Below are 16,508 nucleotides of genomic sequence, written 5' to 3'. Positions count from 1 at the left end.
GGCCATCCGGCCCTAGCGTCGGGTGACATGCGCACCACGATCGCGCTCAAGGCGCTGATGGCGGTCACCGGAATCGTCATGCTGGCGTTCCTCGTCCTCCACATGCTCGGCAACCTCAAGATCTTCTTCGGTCCGGAGGACTTCAACGCGTACTCGCACTGGCTGCGGACCCTGCTCATCCCGTTCCTGCACTACGGCTGGTTCCTGTGGATCCTGCGGGTGGTGCTGGTGGTCTCCGTCGTCGGCCACATCGGCTCGGCGATCGTGCTCACCAAGCGGGACCGCGCGGCCCGGCCCGTCCGCTACCGGCACGCGCCGCCGGCGAGCAGCACCTACGCCACGCGCACGCTGCGCTACGGCGGCGCGATCCTCGCGCTCTTCGTCGTCTTCCACATCCTCGACCTGACGACGGGCGACGCCAACCCGCACTTCACCGAGGGGCACCCGTACCAGAACCTGACGGCCAGCTTCGACCGCTGGTACGTCGCGGTCTTCTACATGCTCGCCGTCGTACTGCTCGGCCTGCACGTCCAGCACGGGCTGCGCTCGGCCGCCCGCACCCTCGGCGTCGCGGCCGGCCGGCAGCGCGCCTTCGCCGCCCTCGGCACCGCCCTCGCCGCCGTCCTCACCGCCGGCTTCCTCAGCGTCCCGGTGGCCGTCCTCGCAGGAGCCGTCTCATGAGCGCGTACTCCGAGTACCGCGTCGGCGAGCCGATCGCCGACACCCGCTCCCCCGGCGGGCCGATGAACGACCGCTGGTCCCAGCGGAAGTTCGAGGCCCAGCTGGTGAACCCGGCCAACCGCCGGCACCACACGGTGATCGTGGTGGGCACCGGCCTGGCCGGCGCCTCCGCGGCCGCCACCCTCGGCGAGCAGGGCTACCGGGTGGAGTCCTTCTGCTACCAGGACAGCCCGCGCCGCGCCCACTCCATCGCCGCCCAGGGCGGCATCAACGCCGCCAAGAACTACCGCAACGACGGCGACAGCGTGCAGCGGCTCTTCCACGACACCGTCAAGGGCGGCGACTTCCGCGCCCGGGAGTCCAACGTCCACCGGCTCGCCGAGATCTCGCTGCAGATCATCGACCAGTGCGTGGCGCAGGGCGTGCCCTTCGCCCGGGAGTACGGCGGGCTGCTCAACACCCGCTCCTTCGGCGGCACCCAGGTCTCCCGCACCTTCTACGCCGCCGGGCAGACCGGGCAGCAGCTGCTGCTCGGCGCCTACCAGGCGCTGGAACGGCAGATCGCCGCCGGGCAGGTGACGATGCATCCGCGCACCGAGATGCTCGACCTGATCGTCACCCCGCAGGACGGCCGGGCCCGCGGCATCGTCACCCGCGACCTGGTCACGGGCAAGGTGGAGCGGCACCTCGCCGACGCCGTGGTGCTCTGCACCGGCGGCTACGGCAACGTCTTCTACCTCACCACCAACGCCAAGGGCTGCAACGCCACCGCGATCTGGCGGGCGCACCGGCACGGCGCGCTGCTCGCCAACCCCTGCTACACCCAGATCCACCCGACCTGCATCCCGGTCAGCGGCGACCACCAGTCGAAGCTGACGCTGATGAGCGAGAGCCTGCGCAACGACGGCCGGGTGTGGGTGCCCAAGGCCACGGGCGACGAGCGCCACCCCGGGCAGATCCCCGAGGACGAGCGCGACTACTACCTGGAGCGCGTCTACCCGGCGTTCGGCAACCTGGTGCCGCGCGACATCGCCTCCCGGGCCGCCAAGAACGTCTGCGACGAGGGGCGGGGCGTGGGGCCCGGCGGCCGCGGGGTGTACCTGGACTTCGCGGACGCCATCGAACGGCTGGGGCGCAAGGCCATCGAGGCCCGGTACGGCAACCTCTTCGAGATGTACGAGCGGATCACCGGGGAGGACCCCTACACCCGCCCGATGCGCATCTACCCGGCCATCCACTACACGATGGGCGGGCTGTGGGTCGACTACGACCTGCAGTCGACGATCCCCGGGCTCTTCGTCGCCGGCGAGGCCAACTTCTCCGACCACGGCGCCAACCGGCTGGGCGCCTCGGCGCTGATGCAGGGCCTGGCGGACGGCTACTTCGTCGTCCCGGTCTCGGTCAACAACTACCTGGGCGAGACCCGGATCGCCCCCGCCGACCCCGCCGACCCGGCACTCGCCGCCGCCGCGGACGCCGCCGAGGCCGGCGTCCGGGAGCGCGTCGAGCGGCTGCTGGCGGTGGACGGCGACCGCACCGCCGACTCCTTCCACCGCGAGCTGGGGCAGCTGATGTGGGAGCTGTGCGGGATGGAGCGCACCGAGGAGTCGCTGACGGAGGCGCTGCGCCGGATCCCGGCGCTGCGCGAGGAGTTCTGGCGCCGGCTGAAGGTGCCGGGCGGGCCCGAGCAGCTCAACCAGTCGCTGGAGAAGGCCGGCCGGGTGGCCGACTTCCTGGAGCTCGCCGAGCTGCTGGTGCTGGACGCGCTGCACCGCGAGGAGTCGTGCGGCGGGCACTTCCGCGCCGAGAGCCAGACCCCCGAGGGCGAGGCGCTCCGCGACGACGAGCGCTTCTCCTACGTCGCCGCCTGGGAGTTCGCGGGCGTCGGCGAGCCGCCCGTGCTGCACCGCGAGGAGCTCGCCTTCGTCGAGGAGAAGCCGACCACGAGGAGCTACGCCTGATGTCCGACCTGATGGAGCTCACCCTGCGGGTCTGGCGGCAGCCCGGCCCGGACGCCGACGGCGAGATGCGGACGTACACGGTGGCCGACGTCTCCCCCGACATGTCGTTCCTGGAGGTGCTGGACGTCCTCAACGAGGAGCTGGCGGCCCGGGGCGAGGAGCCGGTGGCCTTCGACCACGACTGCCGGGAGGGCATCTGCGGCGCCTGCAGCCTGGTGATCAACGGCGAGCCGCACGGGCCGCAGAAGCGGACCACCGCCTGCCAGCTGCACATGCGGCACTTCGCGGACGGCGACGTCATCGACGTGGAGCCGTGGCGCGCGGCGGCCTTCCCGGTGGTGCGCGACCTGGTGGTGGACCGCGGCGCGTTGGACCGGATCGTCGGCGCCGGCGGCTACATCACCGCCCCGACCGGCAGCGCGCCCGAGGCGCACGCCACCCCCGTGGCCAAGGACGCGGCCGACGAGGCGTTCACCGCGGCGGCCTGCATCGGCTGCGGGGCGTGCGTGGCGGCGTGCCCGAACGCGTCGGCGATGCTCTTCACCGCGGCGAAGATCAAGCACCTCAATGTGCTGCCGCAGGGCCGGCCGGAGGCCGGCACCCGGGTGCTGGACATGGTCGCGGCGATGGACGCGGAGGACTTCGGCGGGTGCACCAACGTGGGGGCGTGCGCGACGGCGTGCCCCAAGGGCATCCCGGTCGACGTCATCACCGAGATGAACCGCGACTGGCTGAAGGCGGCGGCCCGGTCCCGCAAGAGCGGCCGCTGACCCGCCCCGGGCCGGCCGCGGCGCCGTCCCCCACAGCTCCCCGATTTGGGGAAAACTCCGGTGGGCCCTACGAGGTGCAGGGCCCATCGGAGTCCGTCTTTTCCAGGGGTTTGCCAGCCCTTTACAGGGACATGTCGACAACGGCACCCCGCGCTTCCACCGGTCCGCACAAGGGCGTACATTTCCTTGTTGGCCTCAAGCAACCAAGCCCGAAGGGCACGTCCATGCCCGACACCTCCACGGAGCGACTCGGCGACGAACTCCTGCGCCTCGGACGCATGATGGCGTCCGCACGTCAGCACTTCGTCAACCGCCGCGGCTCCGGAGACCGCATCCTCCTCGGCGCCCTCGCCTCCCTGGGCGACCGCCGCACGACCGACCTGGCGGCAGCCGTCATGCTGGACGCCTCCGCCGTCAGCCGCGGACTGCACTCGCTGCAGCAGCGCGGCCTCGTCGCGCGCCGGCCCGACCCCAACGACGGCCGCGGCGCCCTTCTGACGATCACCGAGGCCGGACGCGCCCAGTGGAAGCAGTACCAGGCCGAGCGGGACGCCAAGCTCGACGAGGTGCTCACCGACTGGCCCGAGGCCGACCGCGAGACCCTCGCCGTCCTGCTCCACCGCCTCAACGACGATCTCGCCGCCCATCAGCATCAGCTCCACCAGCAGCAACGGGGAACCACCATATGAGCAACGGCACCGCCACCCCGGCGAACGCCGGGCCCGCCGCCACCACGCCGGCCGCGGGGCACGGCTTCCAACTGACCCACCGCCAGATCCTGACGATCCTGAGCGGCCTGATGATGGGCATGTTCCTGGCCTCCCTGGACCAGACCATCGTCTCGACCGCCATTCGCACGATCTCCGACGACCTCAACGGGCTGAGCCAGCAGGCCTGGGCGACCACCGCCTACCTGATCACCTCGACGATCACCACACCGCTCTACGGCAAGCTCTCCGACCTGCACGGGCGCAAGCCCTACTTCCTCGCCGCGATCAGCATCTTCGTGGTCGGGTCGGCGCTCTGCACCTTCTCCACCTCGATGACCGAGCTGGCCGGCTTCCGCGCCTTCCAGGGCATCGGCGCCGGCGGGCTGATGTCCCTCGCGCTGGCGATCATCGGCGACATCGTGCCGCCCCGCGAGCGCTCCCGCTACCAGGGTTACATGCTCGCCGTCTTCGCCACCTCCACCGTGCTCGGCCCGCTGGTCGGCGGGTTCCTGGCGGGACGCCACGAGATCCTGAGCATCGCCGGCTGGCGCTGGGTCTTCCTCGTCAACGTGCCGATCGGGATCATCGCGCTCTTCGTGGTCGCCAAGGTGCTCAACCTGCCGCACACCCGGCGCGACCACCGCATCGACTGGTGGGGCGCGCTCTTCATCGTCATCGGCGTGGCCCCGCTGCTGCTCGTCGCCGAGCAGGGCCGGGAATGGGGCTGGAGCTCCGCACGCTCGCTGTCCTGCTACGGCATCGGCGTCGTCTCGCTCATCATCTGGGTCTTCGTCGAGATCAAGATGAAGGACGAGGCGCTGATACCGATGCGCCTCTTCCGCAAGCCGGTCTTCAGCAGCTTCAGCGTGCTCGGCGCCCTCATCGGCATGGGCATGTTCGGCGGGATGATGATGATCCCGCAGTACCTGCAGATCGTCCGCGGCGAGTCGCCGACCCGCTCCGGCCTGCTGATGCTCCCGATGGTCTTCGGCATGATGCTGATGTCCATCGTCGCCGGGCAGATCACCTCCAAGACCGGGCACTACAAGTACCTCCCGGTCTTCGGCACGGCGCTGATGATCGTCGGCATGATGCTGTTCCACTACAAGGTGCAGTGGGACACCCCGATCTGGCAGACCATGGTCTACATGGCGGTCTTCGGGATCGGCCTGGGCGGCTGCATGCAGACGCTCACCCTCGCCATGCAGAACGCGGTGGAGGCGAGGGACATCGGCGTCGCGAGCGCGTCCTCGACGTTCTTCCGGCAGATGGGCGCCACGGCCGGCACCGCGATCTTCCTGTCGATCCTCTTCTCGACGGTCAGCGGCCACATCCAGACCGCCTTCCAGGCCGCCGCGAAGACGACCCGGTTCCAGGACGCGCTGCACAACCCTTCGGTGATCAACAACCCGGCGAACAAGCCGATCCTGGAGATGCTGAAGAACCCCCACGGGGGCGGCTCCACCGGCGTGCTCAACGACTCGTCGTTCATCCAGAAGCTCGACCCGGTCTTCTCCGAGCCGTTCAAGCAGGGCTTCTCCTCGTCCATGCACACCGTGTTCCTCTACGCGGCCTGCATCGTGGCGGCGGCGTTCGTGCTGGCGCTCTTCACCAAGGGCGTGCCGCTGCGCCAGATGTCCGGGCTGCAGGCCCGCACCGGCGGCGAGGGCGACGACCACAGCGCGGCGGCGCCCGGCGGCGAGACCCCGGCGCTGGCGGCGGGCACGCCCGCCGCGGCGGAGGACCGTCCGACCGTCGCGCTGGCCACGGTGGGCGCGCAGCGTCCCGCCCACGCCGCGCACGCCGCGCTGGAGCCGGTCGCCGCGGCGGGGCTGCCGCAGCGCGTCAACGGCAAGCACGCCCGGCGCGGCGCCCCGATGCCGGTGATCGCCCAGGCCGCGCTGGCGGCCCAGGGACGGCCGGCGGCCGTCACCCGGGAGACCGCGGCCACCACCACCGGCGCGGAGCTGCACGGCGTCGTCCGGACGGTGGACGGCAGCCCCGTGCCGGGCGCGGCCGTGACCCTGATCGACGCCTCCGGGCGGCAGTTGGGCCGCACCACCTCCGAGGAGGACGGCAGCTACGCCCTCGCCGTGCCGGGCGCGGGCTCCTACGTCCTGATCGGAGCGGCGGGCGGGCAGCGCCCGCAGGCCGAGACGGTCGTCGTCGGCGACCGCGGGCTGGAGCACGACCTGCTGCTGCCGGCCGGCACCAGCCTGGTCGGCACCGTGCTGGGCGGCGACCCGGTCGGCCCGCTGGCGGGCGCGCTGGTCGTCGCCACCGACGCGCAGGGCCAGGTGGTCGCCTCCGGCGCGGCCGGCGCGGACGGGACGTTCCGCTTCGCCGAACTCGCCCCGGGCACCCACACCCTGACGGCCAGCCACGACGGGCACCGCCCGGCGGCGACGCTGGTCGAGGTGGCCGCCGGCACGGAGACCCGGCAGGAGCTGCGGCTCTCCGCGGGGGCCCGGCTGGCGGGCGTCGTCCGGGCGCAGTCCGGCGACCGTCCGCTGGCGGACGCGCGGGTGACGCTGATGGACTCGGCGGGCGGAGTCGTCGCGGCGACGCTCACCGACGAGGACGGGCGGTACGCGTTCGCCGACCTGGGCCACGGCGCGTACACGCTGGTCGCCTCGGGCTACCCGCCGGCGGCGGCGACGGTCCGGACGGCGTCCGGCGAATCGGCGCACTGCGAGCTGCACCTGACGCACGAGGAGGCGTAGCGGCCCGCCGCCCCTGCGCCCAGGCACGCCCCGGCACCCCATCCGGACCCCGCACCGCGGGGACCCCGGGTGGGGTGCCGGGTTCCGGGGCGGGGCCGGCGCCGGGCGGACGGGGCAACCGGCGGCGCGGACCGCGGAGTCCTACGCGGTGTGAGCAGCCACCCCCTCCACCTCCTCGCGCCCGCCGTCCCCCCGCGCCTCCTCCGCGACCTGCTGGACCGCCTCCCCGACCCGGCGTCCGTGCTCCGCGGGGCCCTGCCCGACGCCCTCGTCGACGCCCTCCCGCCGGAGGCCACCGCCGGGAACCCGATGCTGACGCCCCGCCAGGTGCTCCGCCTCGCCCGCCGCGGCGCCGACGTCTACCGCCACGCCATGGCCACCCCGGCCGTCCGCCACCTGCTCGCCGCACGCGGCACCGTCCGCCCCCGGGACGGCGACGCCCCCGACGCGCTGCGCCCCCTGCTCCCGCACCACCCCGCCGCCACCGCCGCCGCCCTCGGGGAGGCCGACGGCCTCACCGACGCCGAGTGGCACGCCGTCACCACCGGCGCCCCCTTCGCCCCGCTCGCCCCCGCCCACCTCGTCACCCTGCTGCGCGCCGACCCGGAGGGCGCCGCGCACCACCTCGCGATCCCGCACGACCCCGACGCCCTGGTCGCCGCGCTGCCCGCGCTGCACGCGCGGCGCCACCTGCCGCTCCCGGTGCGCGCCGCACTCCTCGCCGCGCTGCCCGGGGCGCTCCCGCCCGACCTGGTGCGCGCCTTCCTCGACCACCGCACCCACGCCCCCGTCCCGGCGGGGCCGCTGCGCGCCGTCGCCGTGCGCGCCGTCCGCGCGCAGGGCCTGGACCCCGCCGGGATCGTCACCGGCACCGCGCCCGTCCGCGACCTGGCGCGGCTCCTCGTCCCCTACGACGCCGCCGGCGCCTGGCGCCACGACGGCCCCGACGCCGCCTGGCGCCCGTCCCCCGAGTACCTGCCGATGCTGGACGCGCTGCGCACCGCCCTCGACCCGCTGGGCGGACCGCAGCTGGTCGCCACCGCCTACGCGTTCACCCGGTACCCCGGCACCCTCCCCGAACTCCTCGCCGCCACCGCCAAAGCGACCGCGCCGCACACCACCGTCCCCGCCCTCCCCTACCGCCGCGACAGCCCCGTGGCCACCCAGCGCGCCGCACTCGACGCCCTGCACCTGCTGCTGGAGCACGCCCGGCCAGACGAGGCCGCCCGCGTCATCGCCCGGATGCCGCCCCGCGACACCCTCGCCCTGGCCCGCCGCGCGGCCGGTTGGCTGCACCGCAACCGCCGCCACTACCGCAGCGACCAGGCCGGCGGCCTCGGCGTGCTGGAGGCGATCGCCGCGCACTCCCCGCACGCCCAGGTCCGCGCACGGCTGCGCGCCGAGGCGGAGGCCGGCATCGCCGACCTCGGCAGCAGCCTCGGCGCCGCGAGCCAGCCGGACATCCTCGGCTGCCTCGCCCGGCACGGCGTCCCGATCGGCGGGCCCGTCCCCGCCCGCACACCGGACGGGCCCGGGGAGCCGCCCCGCACCGCCGAGCGCGTCCTCGCCGACCCCGTCCGGGCGCCCCGGGCCCTCGCCGCCACCGCCGCCGCGCTCGGCGAGGACCTCGACGCCTGGACGGTGGCGCTGCGGCTGCTCCCCGGTTTCCGCGGCGACGTCGACGCCTGGCTCGCCACCGCCGCGGGCATCGCGAAAAGCCCTCGCGCGCCCGGTGCTTGACCCCCATCCTTGACCCCATGCCGTCCGAACCCCGCCGGCCGCTCGGCCATCTGGAGTCCGAGGCGGCCCTCCTGACCCTGCGCACCGCGCCCGACGCGCTCGCCGTGCCGCTGCACGCGCTGCTCGCCTCCGACATCGAGTGGTCCCTCGGCGAGGCCGACGACGTCCGCTTCGCCTTGGAGCTGCTCGCCCCGGACGACCCCGCGGTGGTCCCCGAACTCGCCCGCTGCCCGCGCCTCGACGACGACCAGCGGATCCGGATCTTCGCCGAGCTGGAGGCGCTGCCCGACTCGCAGCGCCGCACCACGCTGCTCACCGTCCTCTACCAGGGCGCGCCCGCCCCGGCCGTCGCCCACCGGCTCGCCGCCACCGCCGGCGCGGCGACCGTCGCCGAGAAGCTGACCCGCAACAGGCGGACACCGGCCCGGATGCTCCGCCCGCTCGCCCGCACCGGCGAACCGCGCGTCCTCGCCGCCCTGCTGCGCAGCGACCACCGCGAGGTCACCGACGGCGAGCGGGCCCGCGCCGCGCTCGGCCTGCTGCGGCTGCCGTCCGCCTCACCGGTGCTGGACGCCGCGCTGAAGCAGCCGGTCGGCGGCCAGGCCCGCGCGGTGTGGCGGGAGTTCGCCGCCGCGGCGGCCGGCTACCGCGCCGAGGGCGCCGTCCCGCCCGCGGAGCTCGACCGGCTGACGGCGCTCGCCGCGTCGGACGGCACCCCCGAGGGGCTCATCGCCGACCTGGAGCGGACCCGCTCCGGCCGGGTCGACGAGCAGTGCCTCGCCTGGAGCGCCGCCCGCCCGGACTGGGCGGCGCTCGCCGCCCGCCACGCCCGCGAGCCGCTGCCCGCGGCGCTCGCGGACCGGCTGGTCCGGGTGGACGGCTGCCCGCCCGAGCTGGCCCGGGCGTTCCTCGACCGGTCGCCGCGGGACGGCGCCGGCGGCGGCTCGGGCCGTATCGGCTCCGGCCGCGGCGGCCGGCCGATGAGGGGCGCCGCCCTCACCACCCTCGCCCGCACCGCCTCCGCGGCGCTGGCCCGGGGGCTGGTCACGCCCGAGGAGGCGGTGGCGGGCGTCCGCCCCGTCCGCAATCTGCGCGCCCTCGCCGAACACCCGGACCTGGACGCCGTGTTGGCCGGGCCGCTGCGCGCCGCCCTGGCCGGAGCCGACGCCGGGACGCTGCGGACGGCGGCACACCTCGCGCCCGCCTGCGCCGGCGGGCTGGCCGACCTCCTCGCCGCGGCCCGCGCCGCGGGCCAGGCCCCGCCGGACGGCCCGCTCGCCCCGGAGGCGACGGCGTTCCTGGTACTGCTGATGGACCACGCCGAGCCCGACACCGCCCGCGATGTCGCGGCCGCGCTCGACCGCTACGACGCGGTCTGGTGCGGCGAGCACTCGCACACCGGCGGCGCGCTGCTCGCCGCGGCGCGGGCGCACCGCCACGACCCGCAGGCGACGGACCGGCTGCTCGCTCTGGCCCGCCGGCCTGAGCAGGAGGCCCAGCTGCTGCGGGCCGGACTGGAGGGTGTGGCGGCGGGGGTGCTCTGCCACCGCTCCGACCCGGAGCTGCTCGCGCTGGCGATCGAGGCGGCGGGCGAGGCGCTCCCGGGGACGGTGGAGCGGCTCCTCGGCGGCCCCGGCCTCGACCCGGCGGCGGGCCGTCTGCTGACCGGCCGTCACGACCTGCTGCCGCGGCCCCTGCTGGAGCGGATCGACGCCTGGCTGGCGCGGTGCGCGGTGCCGCGGGCGCGGCCGGAGTGGCCGCAGGCCCAGGACGAGCTGCGCCGCCTCGCCCGCGAGGACGCCCCGGCGTTCGCGGCGTTCCGCGCCGACGCGGCGGCGACGCTCCGCACGGCTGACGCATGGCTGATTGCGGCCCGGCTCCTGTACGAGTTCACGGGAACGCTGGAGGAGTGGACGTCCACGGCGGCGGCCATGGCCCACTGAGGCCGACGCCCCGTCAGGGGCGCGGGGAACTGCGCGGGTGAGAACAGCGGACCATGACTCGGCAAGTGCCCATGACCTCCACGGCGAGAGCCGTCCCCACGGCGGCTCGACCACGGCGCAGCTGTTTGTCTCGCGGCGGATCGGGCTCACTCGCGCAGTTCCCCGCGCCCCTGACGGGGCGCGCCAGGTGCGCCGGAACGAGAAGGCGAGCGGTGACCGGTGGGGGCGCCACGGCCGCCGCCGGAGGCGGGGGCGCTTGGCGGGTCATGGTTCGCTGTGCTCGCTCGCGCAGTTCCCCGCGCCCCTGCGGGGGCGCGCCAGGTGTGCCGGAACGAGGAGGTGGGCGGTGACCGGTTGGGGTGGTGCTGTCGCCGGGGAGGCCGCCGCGGAGGTGGTGCTTGCGGCGCCGGCCGCGTACGCCGGCGCGCTGCTGGAGCGGCTCGCGCCCGAGCTGACGCCCGACGTCCCCGCGCAACTCGCGGAGGTCGTCGCCGCGGAGGGCGGTCCCGGCCTCGTGCTCGCCGCCGCGGACGCGCACAGCCTCACGGACCGTCAGCGCGACCGCCTCTTCACGCGGATCGAGCGCCTGGACGACGACCGCCGCGGCACCGCCCTCGCCGCGCTCTACCGCTCGACGCGCGACCCCGCGCTGCTGCACCGGATGGCCGCGTCCCCCTCCGCCGGGGCCCTCGTCGAGGCGCTCCTCGCCCGCGGCGCGATCGTCAACGCCCTGATCCGCCCCCTCGCCGGGCACCCCGAGATCGACGCCCGCCTGGTCCGCCGCCGCGACGACACCCTCACCGCCGGCGAGTTCGCCCGCGCCGCGCTGCGGCTGGGGCCGCCCCCCGAGGTCGACGCCACCGTCGACGAGCTGCGCGCCCTCGCGGAGAGCGACCGCACTCCCGAGGGCCTGCTGGCCCTCGTCGACGAGCACCTCGCCGACAGCGACCACCTCGCCTTCGGCGTCCGCCTGCTGGAGCGCGACGCGACCCCGCCCGACTGGGACGCCCACCTCGACCGGCACGCCCGCGCGCCGCTCCCCGTCCGGCTGCGGCTGCTGCTCCTGCACCGGCACGACTGCCCGCCCGCCGTCGCCCGCGCACTGCTCGCCGACGGCGACGGCGGCGCCTCGCTGGGCCCGTCCGGACGCCGCCGGCTGCCGGAGGTCGCCGCGCTGGTCCTGGACCGGGGCCTGCTCGGCGCGGACGAGGTGCTCGCCGCCGCGCGCCCCGTCCGCCGGCTGATGCGGCTGCTGGAACCGGGCAGCCCGCGCCGCGACCGGAACGCCGCCGCCCGCCGTGAGGCCGTCCGGGCCGCGCTCGCCAAGGCCGTCGCCGGCGTGTCCCCGGAGCGGCTGCGCGCGGCGGCGCGCCTCGCGCCGGCGTTCGACGGGACGCTCCCCGAGCTGCTGGACGCCGCCGGCGCCCGGCACCCTGCCGACGCCCCCGCCCCCGCCGCGCTCGCCTTCCTCGCGCTCCTCCTGGAGGGCGCGGACGCCGACGTGTGCGCGGCGGCGACCGCCGCCGTCGGATCACCGCTGCTGGAGCGGCTGGTGACGGCCCGTCGGCGCGTACCCGCGCCCGCGCCGCGGCCGGGCGGCACACCGCCCCGCCGCGCGCTGCCGTGCCTGACCGCCCTTCGCACCGGGGACGACACCGCCGCCCGCGAGGCGTTCCGCGTCCGCGCGGACGCGCTGCTGCGCACCCCCGACGCCTGGGCCGTCGCCGCCCGCCTGCTCCCCGGCTTCGACGACACCCTGGATGCCTGGCTCGCGGTCTCCGCGGCCGTCGTCCGTCCGCAGCGATCCCCGGACAGGACCTAGGCGTCCTGGACCTGGGGCCGGTCGTCGGCGCCCAGGCGGCGCCGCGCGTCCGCCAGTCCGCTCTGGCCGCGCGAGGCGATCACCGTGCGGGCCAGCGACCGAGGGCTCGTCAGGAAGCCGTATCCCCAGCACATATGCATCGTCGCGAGCGCGACGGGCAGCTGCGCGCGGGCCTTCCAGGAGAGCCCGCGGCCCTCCTTCGCCGTTCCGGCGAGCACCGCGGCCGCGTACCCGGCCGGCACCACCCACCCGATCGGGTGGACCGCCGCGCCGACCACGATGCCGGCCGCGATCGCGACCACCGCCGCCGGCGGGGCCAGGTAGCGCAGGTTCACCGAGCCCTTGTGGTAGCGCGTCACCACCCGCCGCCACCGCCCGTACTGCAGGTACTGCTTGGCGAGCGTCCGCACGCTGGGCCGCGGCCGGTAGGAGACCCGCAGCTCCGGCGAGAACCAGATCAGCCCGCCGGCCTCGCGGATGCGGTAGTTCATCTCCCAGTCCTGGGCGCGGATGAACTCCTCGTTGTAGCCGCCGACCTGCTCCAGCGTCTCGCGCCGGAAGACGCCGAGGTAGACCGTGTCCGCCGGGCCCGCCTCGCCACCCGTGTGGAAGGCCGCGTTGCCGACGCCGATCCGGGAGGTCATCGCCGCTGCGACGGCCTTCTCCCACTCCGTCTCGCCCTCGGCGTACATCAGCCCGCCGACGTTGGCCGCGCCGGTCTCCGCCATCAGCCGCACCGCGTTGGCGATGTAGTTCGGCGTGAGCATGCCGTGCCCGTCGACCCGCACCACCACGGGATGGCTGGAGGCCGCGATCGCCGCGTTGAGGCCGCAGGGGGTGCGTCCGGTCAGGTTGGGCACCGACTTCACCCTCGGGTCGGCCGCGCACAGCTCGGCGGCGATCTCGTCGGTGCGGTCGGTGGACGGACCGAGCGCGACCACCACCTCGAGCTCGCCCGGGTAGTCCTGCTCCAGGACGCGGCGGACGGCGGTGCTCAGGTGCCGCTCCTCGTTGAGCACGGGCATGATCACGGACACGGCCGGGGCGGCCTCCGCGCCGGGGGAGCGCCCGCCGTCGGTCTGGTTGCTGGGCTTGGCAGTCATCGGGGTCGAACCTACCGCCTCTCCGGCACCTCGGCGCCCTCCCCCGATCCCCGGCCGATCCGGACGCCGTGTTGATCCGTGATTGTCCGGTTCCGTCGTCCTAGGCTCGCGGTCTGACTGTCTGCTTTTTTCCCGATCCCCTGGGGGACTCCCATGCCGCAGGCCAGGCGCTCCGTCCGCGGCCGCACCCGCCGCAGGCGCACCCGCTGGTGGCTGGCCGGGCTGCTCACCTCGCTCTCCGTGCTGGCGGCGAGCTGCGCCGGATGGACGACGCTGGCCCGGCTGAACGGGTCGGTGGGCCATGTCGACGCGTTCGCCGGGCTCGCCGGCCGCCCGGGCGCCGGGCGGGGCCAGGACCTGCTGGTGGTCGGCACCGACGACCGGGAGGGGGTGTCGCCGGCCGAGCTGCGCCGGCTGCACGCCGGCGGCCAGTCCTGCGACTGCACCGACACCATGCTGCTGGTGCACCTGTCCGCGGACCGCCGGCACGCGGCCGTGGTCTCCATCCCGCGCGACTCCTATGTGGAGATCCCGGCGCACCGCGACAAGCACACCGGACGGGAGGTCCCGGCCGGCCACGGCAAGATCAACGCCGCGTTCGGGATGGGCGGGCCGGCGCTCGCCGTGAACACCGTGGAGCAGGCCACCGGGATCCGCGTCGACCACTACCTCCAGGTGAACTTCCTCTCCTTCGTCTCGACGGTGGACGCGCTGGGCGGTGTGACCGTCTGCACGCCGCGTCCGCTGGTCGACCCGGAGAGCGGGCTGGACCTGGCCCCCGGCACGCACCGGCTGGACGGCGCCGAGGCGCTCCGCTACGTCCGGGCGCGGCATGTGGACGGCTCCTCCGACCTGGGGCGGATGAGCCGCCAGCAGCAGTTCGTGGTGCAAATGGCGCGTCAGGCGCAGGGCAGCGGGCTGATGATGGACCCGCCGCGGCTGCAGCGGGTGGTCTCGGCGGCGCTGCGCTCGCTCACCGCGGACCGCGGCCTCACCGCGACGGACCTGGTGGCCCTGGCGTCGGACCTGAAGGACCTGCGGCCGCAGGACATCACCCGGCAGACGGTGCCGCTGGCGGCCGTCGACCACCCGGTGCCGGGGTGGGGCTCGACGGTGCTGTGGGACACCGCCGCGGCCGACCGGCTCTTCGAGGACCTGAGGGCGGACCGGACGCCGGGCACCGGATCGCCGTCGCCGTCCGCCTCGGCGTCGACCTCCGCCTCCGCGTCGGCCCCGGCCCGGTCGGTGTCGGCGGACGTGGCGCCCGCCGCGCGGCCGTCCGCGAGCACCGGGACGGCCTGCGACCCGGGCGGCGGCGCGGCCTGAGCGGCGTCGGCAGCCGAGCCGCCGGGCCCGCTCAGTCGAGCCCCTCGGCGGAGCGCCGCTCGCGCAGGTCGAGGATGGCCCGGCGGCGGGCCAGCCGGTGGGTGCGGCGGATCTCGGCCTCCTGGAAGCGGCGCCGGTCCGAGGCGGTCTCGGGCAGCACCGGCGGGACGGAGCGCGGCTTGCCCTCCGCGTCGACCCCGACGAAGACCAGGTAGGCGGTGGCGACGCGGGTCTCCGGGGTGGACTCGTTCCACCGCTCGGCGAGCACCCGGACGCCGATCTCCATGGAGGTGCGCCCGGTCCAGTTGACCTGGCCGTGGAAGTGCACCAGATCGCCGACGTTGACCGGCTCCAGGAAGGCCATCTCGTCCATGGAGGCGGTGAGGGCCACACCCCCGGAGTGGCGTCCGGCGACCGCGCCGGCGCAGGTGTCCACCAGCTTCATGATGGTGCCGCCGTGCACCGTGCCGTAGAGGTTGGCATCGGTGGCGGTCATGACCTGGGAGAGGGTGATCCGGGAGACCGAGGTGGGCTTCCCCGGGATCTCCGGGGCGTCCTGGGGCGGGCGGGATGCGTTCACGCGTCTCACTCTACGTTCGCCTCCAGCGGTGCAATACCCATCAAATGCGACAAAGGCGAGCATCATGGCCCCATGACGAATCCTCAGGAGCCGGGGCAGGAGCCGCCGCTGCCGCCCGAGCTGTCGCCGCGCCGCCAGGCCGAGGCGCGCGGGGCGAAGCGCCGCGACCGCCGCAGCCGGCGGTGGCGCTGGCCGCGCCGGATCGTCAAGACGCTGCTGGTGCTGGTCGTGGTCCTGGTGCTGATCGGGATCGGCACCCTGGTCTGGGCCCAGACCCAGTTGCAGCACGTGGACGCGCTCGCCGACTACTCCGGCCGGCCGGCGGCCGGGGCGGGCACCAACTGGCTGCTGGTCGGCTCGGACAGCCGGGACAATCTGACGGCGGAGCAGAAGCAGCAGTACCACACCGGCAGCGACCAGGGGCGGCGCACCGACACCATCATCGTGCTGCACACCGGCTCCGACGGGACGACGCTGGTCAGCATCCCCCGCGACTCCTGGGTGACCATCCCGGCGTACCAGGGGACGGCCGCCCACCAGTCGAAGATCAACTCGGCGTTCGGCCAGGGCGGGGCGCCGCTGCTGGTCCGCACGGTGGAGACGGCGACGGGGCTGCGGATGGACCACTACGCGGAGATCGGCTTCGCGGGGTTCGTCAACATCGTCGACGCGCTGGGCGGCGTGCACATCTGCCTGACGGCACCGGTGAAGGACAGCAAGTCGGGCGCGGACCTCCCGGTGGGCTGCCAGACCCTCGACGGGCAGCAGGCGCTGGCCTTCGTCCGGGCCCGCTACTTCGACCCGACGTCGGACTTCGGGCGGATGAAGCGCCAGCAGCAGTTCCTCTCGGCCCTCGCGGACCGCTTCCTCTCGGCGGACGTGCTGCTCAACCCGTTCCGGATCTACCCGGCGATGAACGCGGTCTTCGAGGCGCTGCTGCTGAGCGACGGGACGGGCCTGCTCGACCTGGCCCGCCTCGCCACCGCGCTCAACAGCGTCTCCAAGGGCGACGGCAAGGAACTCACCGTCCCGATCTCCACCGGCAGCTACCCCACCCCCGACGGCGAAGCGGTCCTGTGGAACAAGCAGGAGGCCGCCACGCTCTTCGAGCAACTCCGGCAGCACTGAAACCGGGGCGGGGTGCCGGGG

12 protein-coding genes are annotated in these 16,508 nt (G+C 75.1%); 10 read left to right on the top strand and 2 right to left on the bottom strand.

What is annotated here, in order from left to right; all coding sequences use genetic code 11:
• The first annotated feature begins 27 nt into the window (after positions 1-27).
• The 8 genes from BIV57_RS05170 (at position 28) to BIV57_RS05135 (ending at position 12,350) form a co-directional block, all read left to right on the top strand.
• The gene (locus BIV57_RS05170; protein ID WP_071655436.1) at positions 28-681 is read left to right on the top strand and encodes a succinate dehydrogenase cytochrome b subunit; all 654 of its coding nucleotides are present in this window, start codon (positions 28-30) and stop codon (positions 679-681) included.
• The gene (locus BIV57_RS05165; RefSeq protein WP_071655435.1) at positions 678-2,642 is read left to right on the top strand and encodes a fumarate reductase/succinate dehydrogenase flavoprotein subunit; all 1,965 of its coding nucleotides are present in this window, start codon (positions 678-680) and stop codon (positions 2,640-2,642) included. Before BIV57_RS05170 ends, BIV57_RS05165 begins: the two co-directional genes overlap by 4 nt.
• A gap of 11 nt (positions 2,643-2,653) precedes the next feature.
• Positions 2,654-3,412, top strand: a complete 759-nt coding sequence (locus BIV57_RS05160; protein ID WP_071655463.1) for a succinate dehydrogenase/fumarate reductase iron-sulfur subunit — start codon at positions 2,654-2,656, stop codon at positions 3,410-3,412.
• Between the two features lie 224 nt (positions 3,413-3,636).
• Positions 3,637-4,101 (top strand): MarR family winged helix-turn-helix transcriptional regulator, encoded by a 465-nt coding sequence (locus tag BIV57_RS05155; RefSeq protein WP_175548669.1) that lies wholly within the window; start codon positions 3,637-3,639, stop codon positions 4,099-4,101.
• The gene (locus BIV57_RS05150) at positions 4,098-6,845 is read left to right on the top strand and encodes an MFS transporter (protein ID WP_079170019.1); all 2,748 of its coding nucleotides are present in this window, start codon (positions 4,098-4,100) and stop codon (positions 6,843-6,845) included. Before BIV57_RS05155 ends, BIV57_RS05150 begins: the two co-directional genes overlap by 4 nt.
• A 150-nt stretch (positions 6,846-6,995) precedes the next feature.
• Positions 6,996-8,585, top strand: coding sequence for a hypothetical protein (locus tag BIV57_RS05145; protein ID WP_071655434.1), 1,590 nt, complete (start codon positions 6,996-6,998; stop codon positions 8,583-8,585).
• Positions 8,586-8,602: 17 nt separating this feature from the next.
• Positions 8,603-10,528, top strand: a complete 1,926-nt coding sequence (locus tag BIV57_RS24910; protein ID WP_071655433.1) for a hypothetical protein — start codon at positions 8,603-8,605, stop codon at positions 10,526-10,528.
• Between the two features lie 346 nt (positions 10,529-10,874).
• The gene (locus BIV57_RS05135) at positions 10,875-12,350 is read left to right on the top strand and encodes a hypothetical protein (RefSeq protein WP_071655432.1); all 1,476 of its coding nucleotides are present in this window, start codon (positions 10,875-10,877) and stop codon (positions 12,348-12,350) included.
• On the opposite strand, the gene BIV57_RS05130 is transcribed toward BIV57_RS05135, so the two are convergent.
• Positions 12,347-13,453 carry a glycosyltransferase family 2 protein gene (locus BIV57_RS05130; RefSeq protein ID WP_071655431.1) on the bottom strand — a complete coding sequence of 369 codons (1,107 nt, stop codon included), beginning with the start codon at positions 13,451-13,453 and terminating at the stop codon, positions 12,347-12,349. The genes BIV57_RS05135 and BIV57_RS05130 overlap by 4 nt on opposite strands.
• A gap of 153 nt (positions 13,454-13,606) precedes the next feature.
• On the opposite strand from BIV57_RS05130, the gene BIV57_RS05125 reads away from it, so the two are divergent.
• A complete protein-coding gene (locus BIV57_RS05125) occupies positions 13,607-14,779 on the top strand; it encodes an LCP family protein (RefSeq protein ID WP_071655430.1) in 1,173 nt (390 codons plus the stop codon).
• 31 nt (positions 14,780-14,810) lie between these two features.
• On the opposite strand, the gene BIV57_RS05120 is transcribed toward BIV57_RS05125, so the two are convergent.
• Complete coding sequence (locus tag BIV57_RS05120; protein ID WP_245797432.1) at positions 14,811-15,359, bottom strand: acyl-CoA thioesterase; 549 nt, start codon at positions 15,357-15,359, stop codon at positions 14,811-14,813.
• Positions 15,360-15,431: 72 nt separating this feature from the next.
• Here BIV57_RS05120 and BIV57_RS05115 point away from each other — a divergent pair, with 72 nt between their 5' ends.
• A complete protein-coding gene (locus BIV57_RS05115; RefSeq protein WP_071655428.1) occupies positions 15,432-16,487 on the top strand; it encodes an LCP family protein in 1,056 nt (351 codons plus the stop codon).
• Positions 16,488-16,508 lie beyond the last annotated feature (21 nt).

It is taken from the genome of Mangrovactinospora gilvigrisea (assembly GCF_001879105.1).
Lineage (GTDB): Bacteria > Actinomycetota > Actinomycetes > Streptomycetales > Streptomycetaceae > Mangrovactinospora > Mangrovactinospora gilvigrisea.
This window is presented reverse-complemented; position numbering and strand designations above follow the sequence as displayed.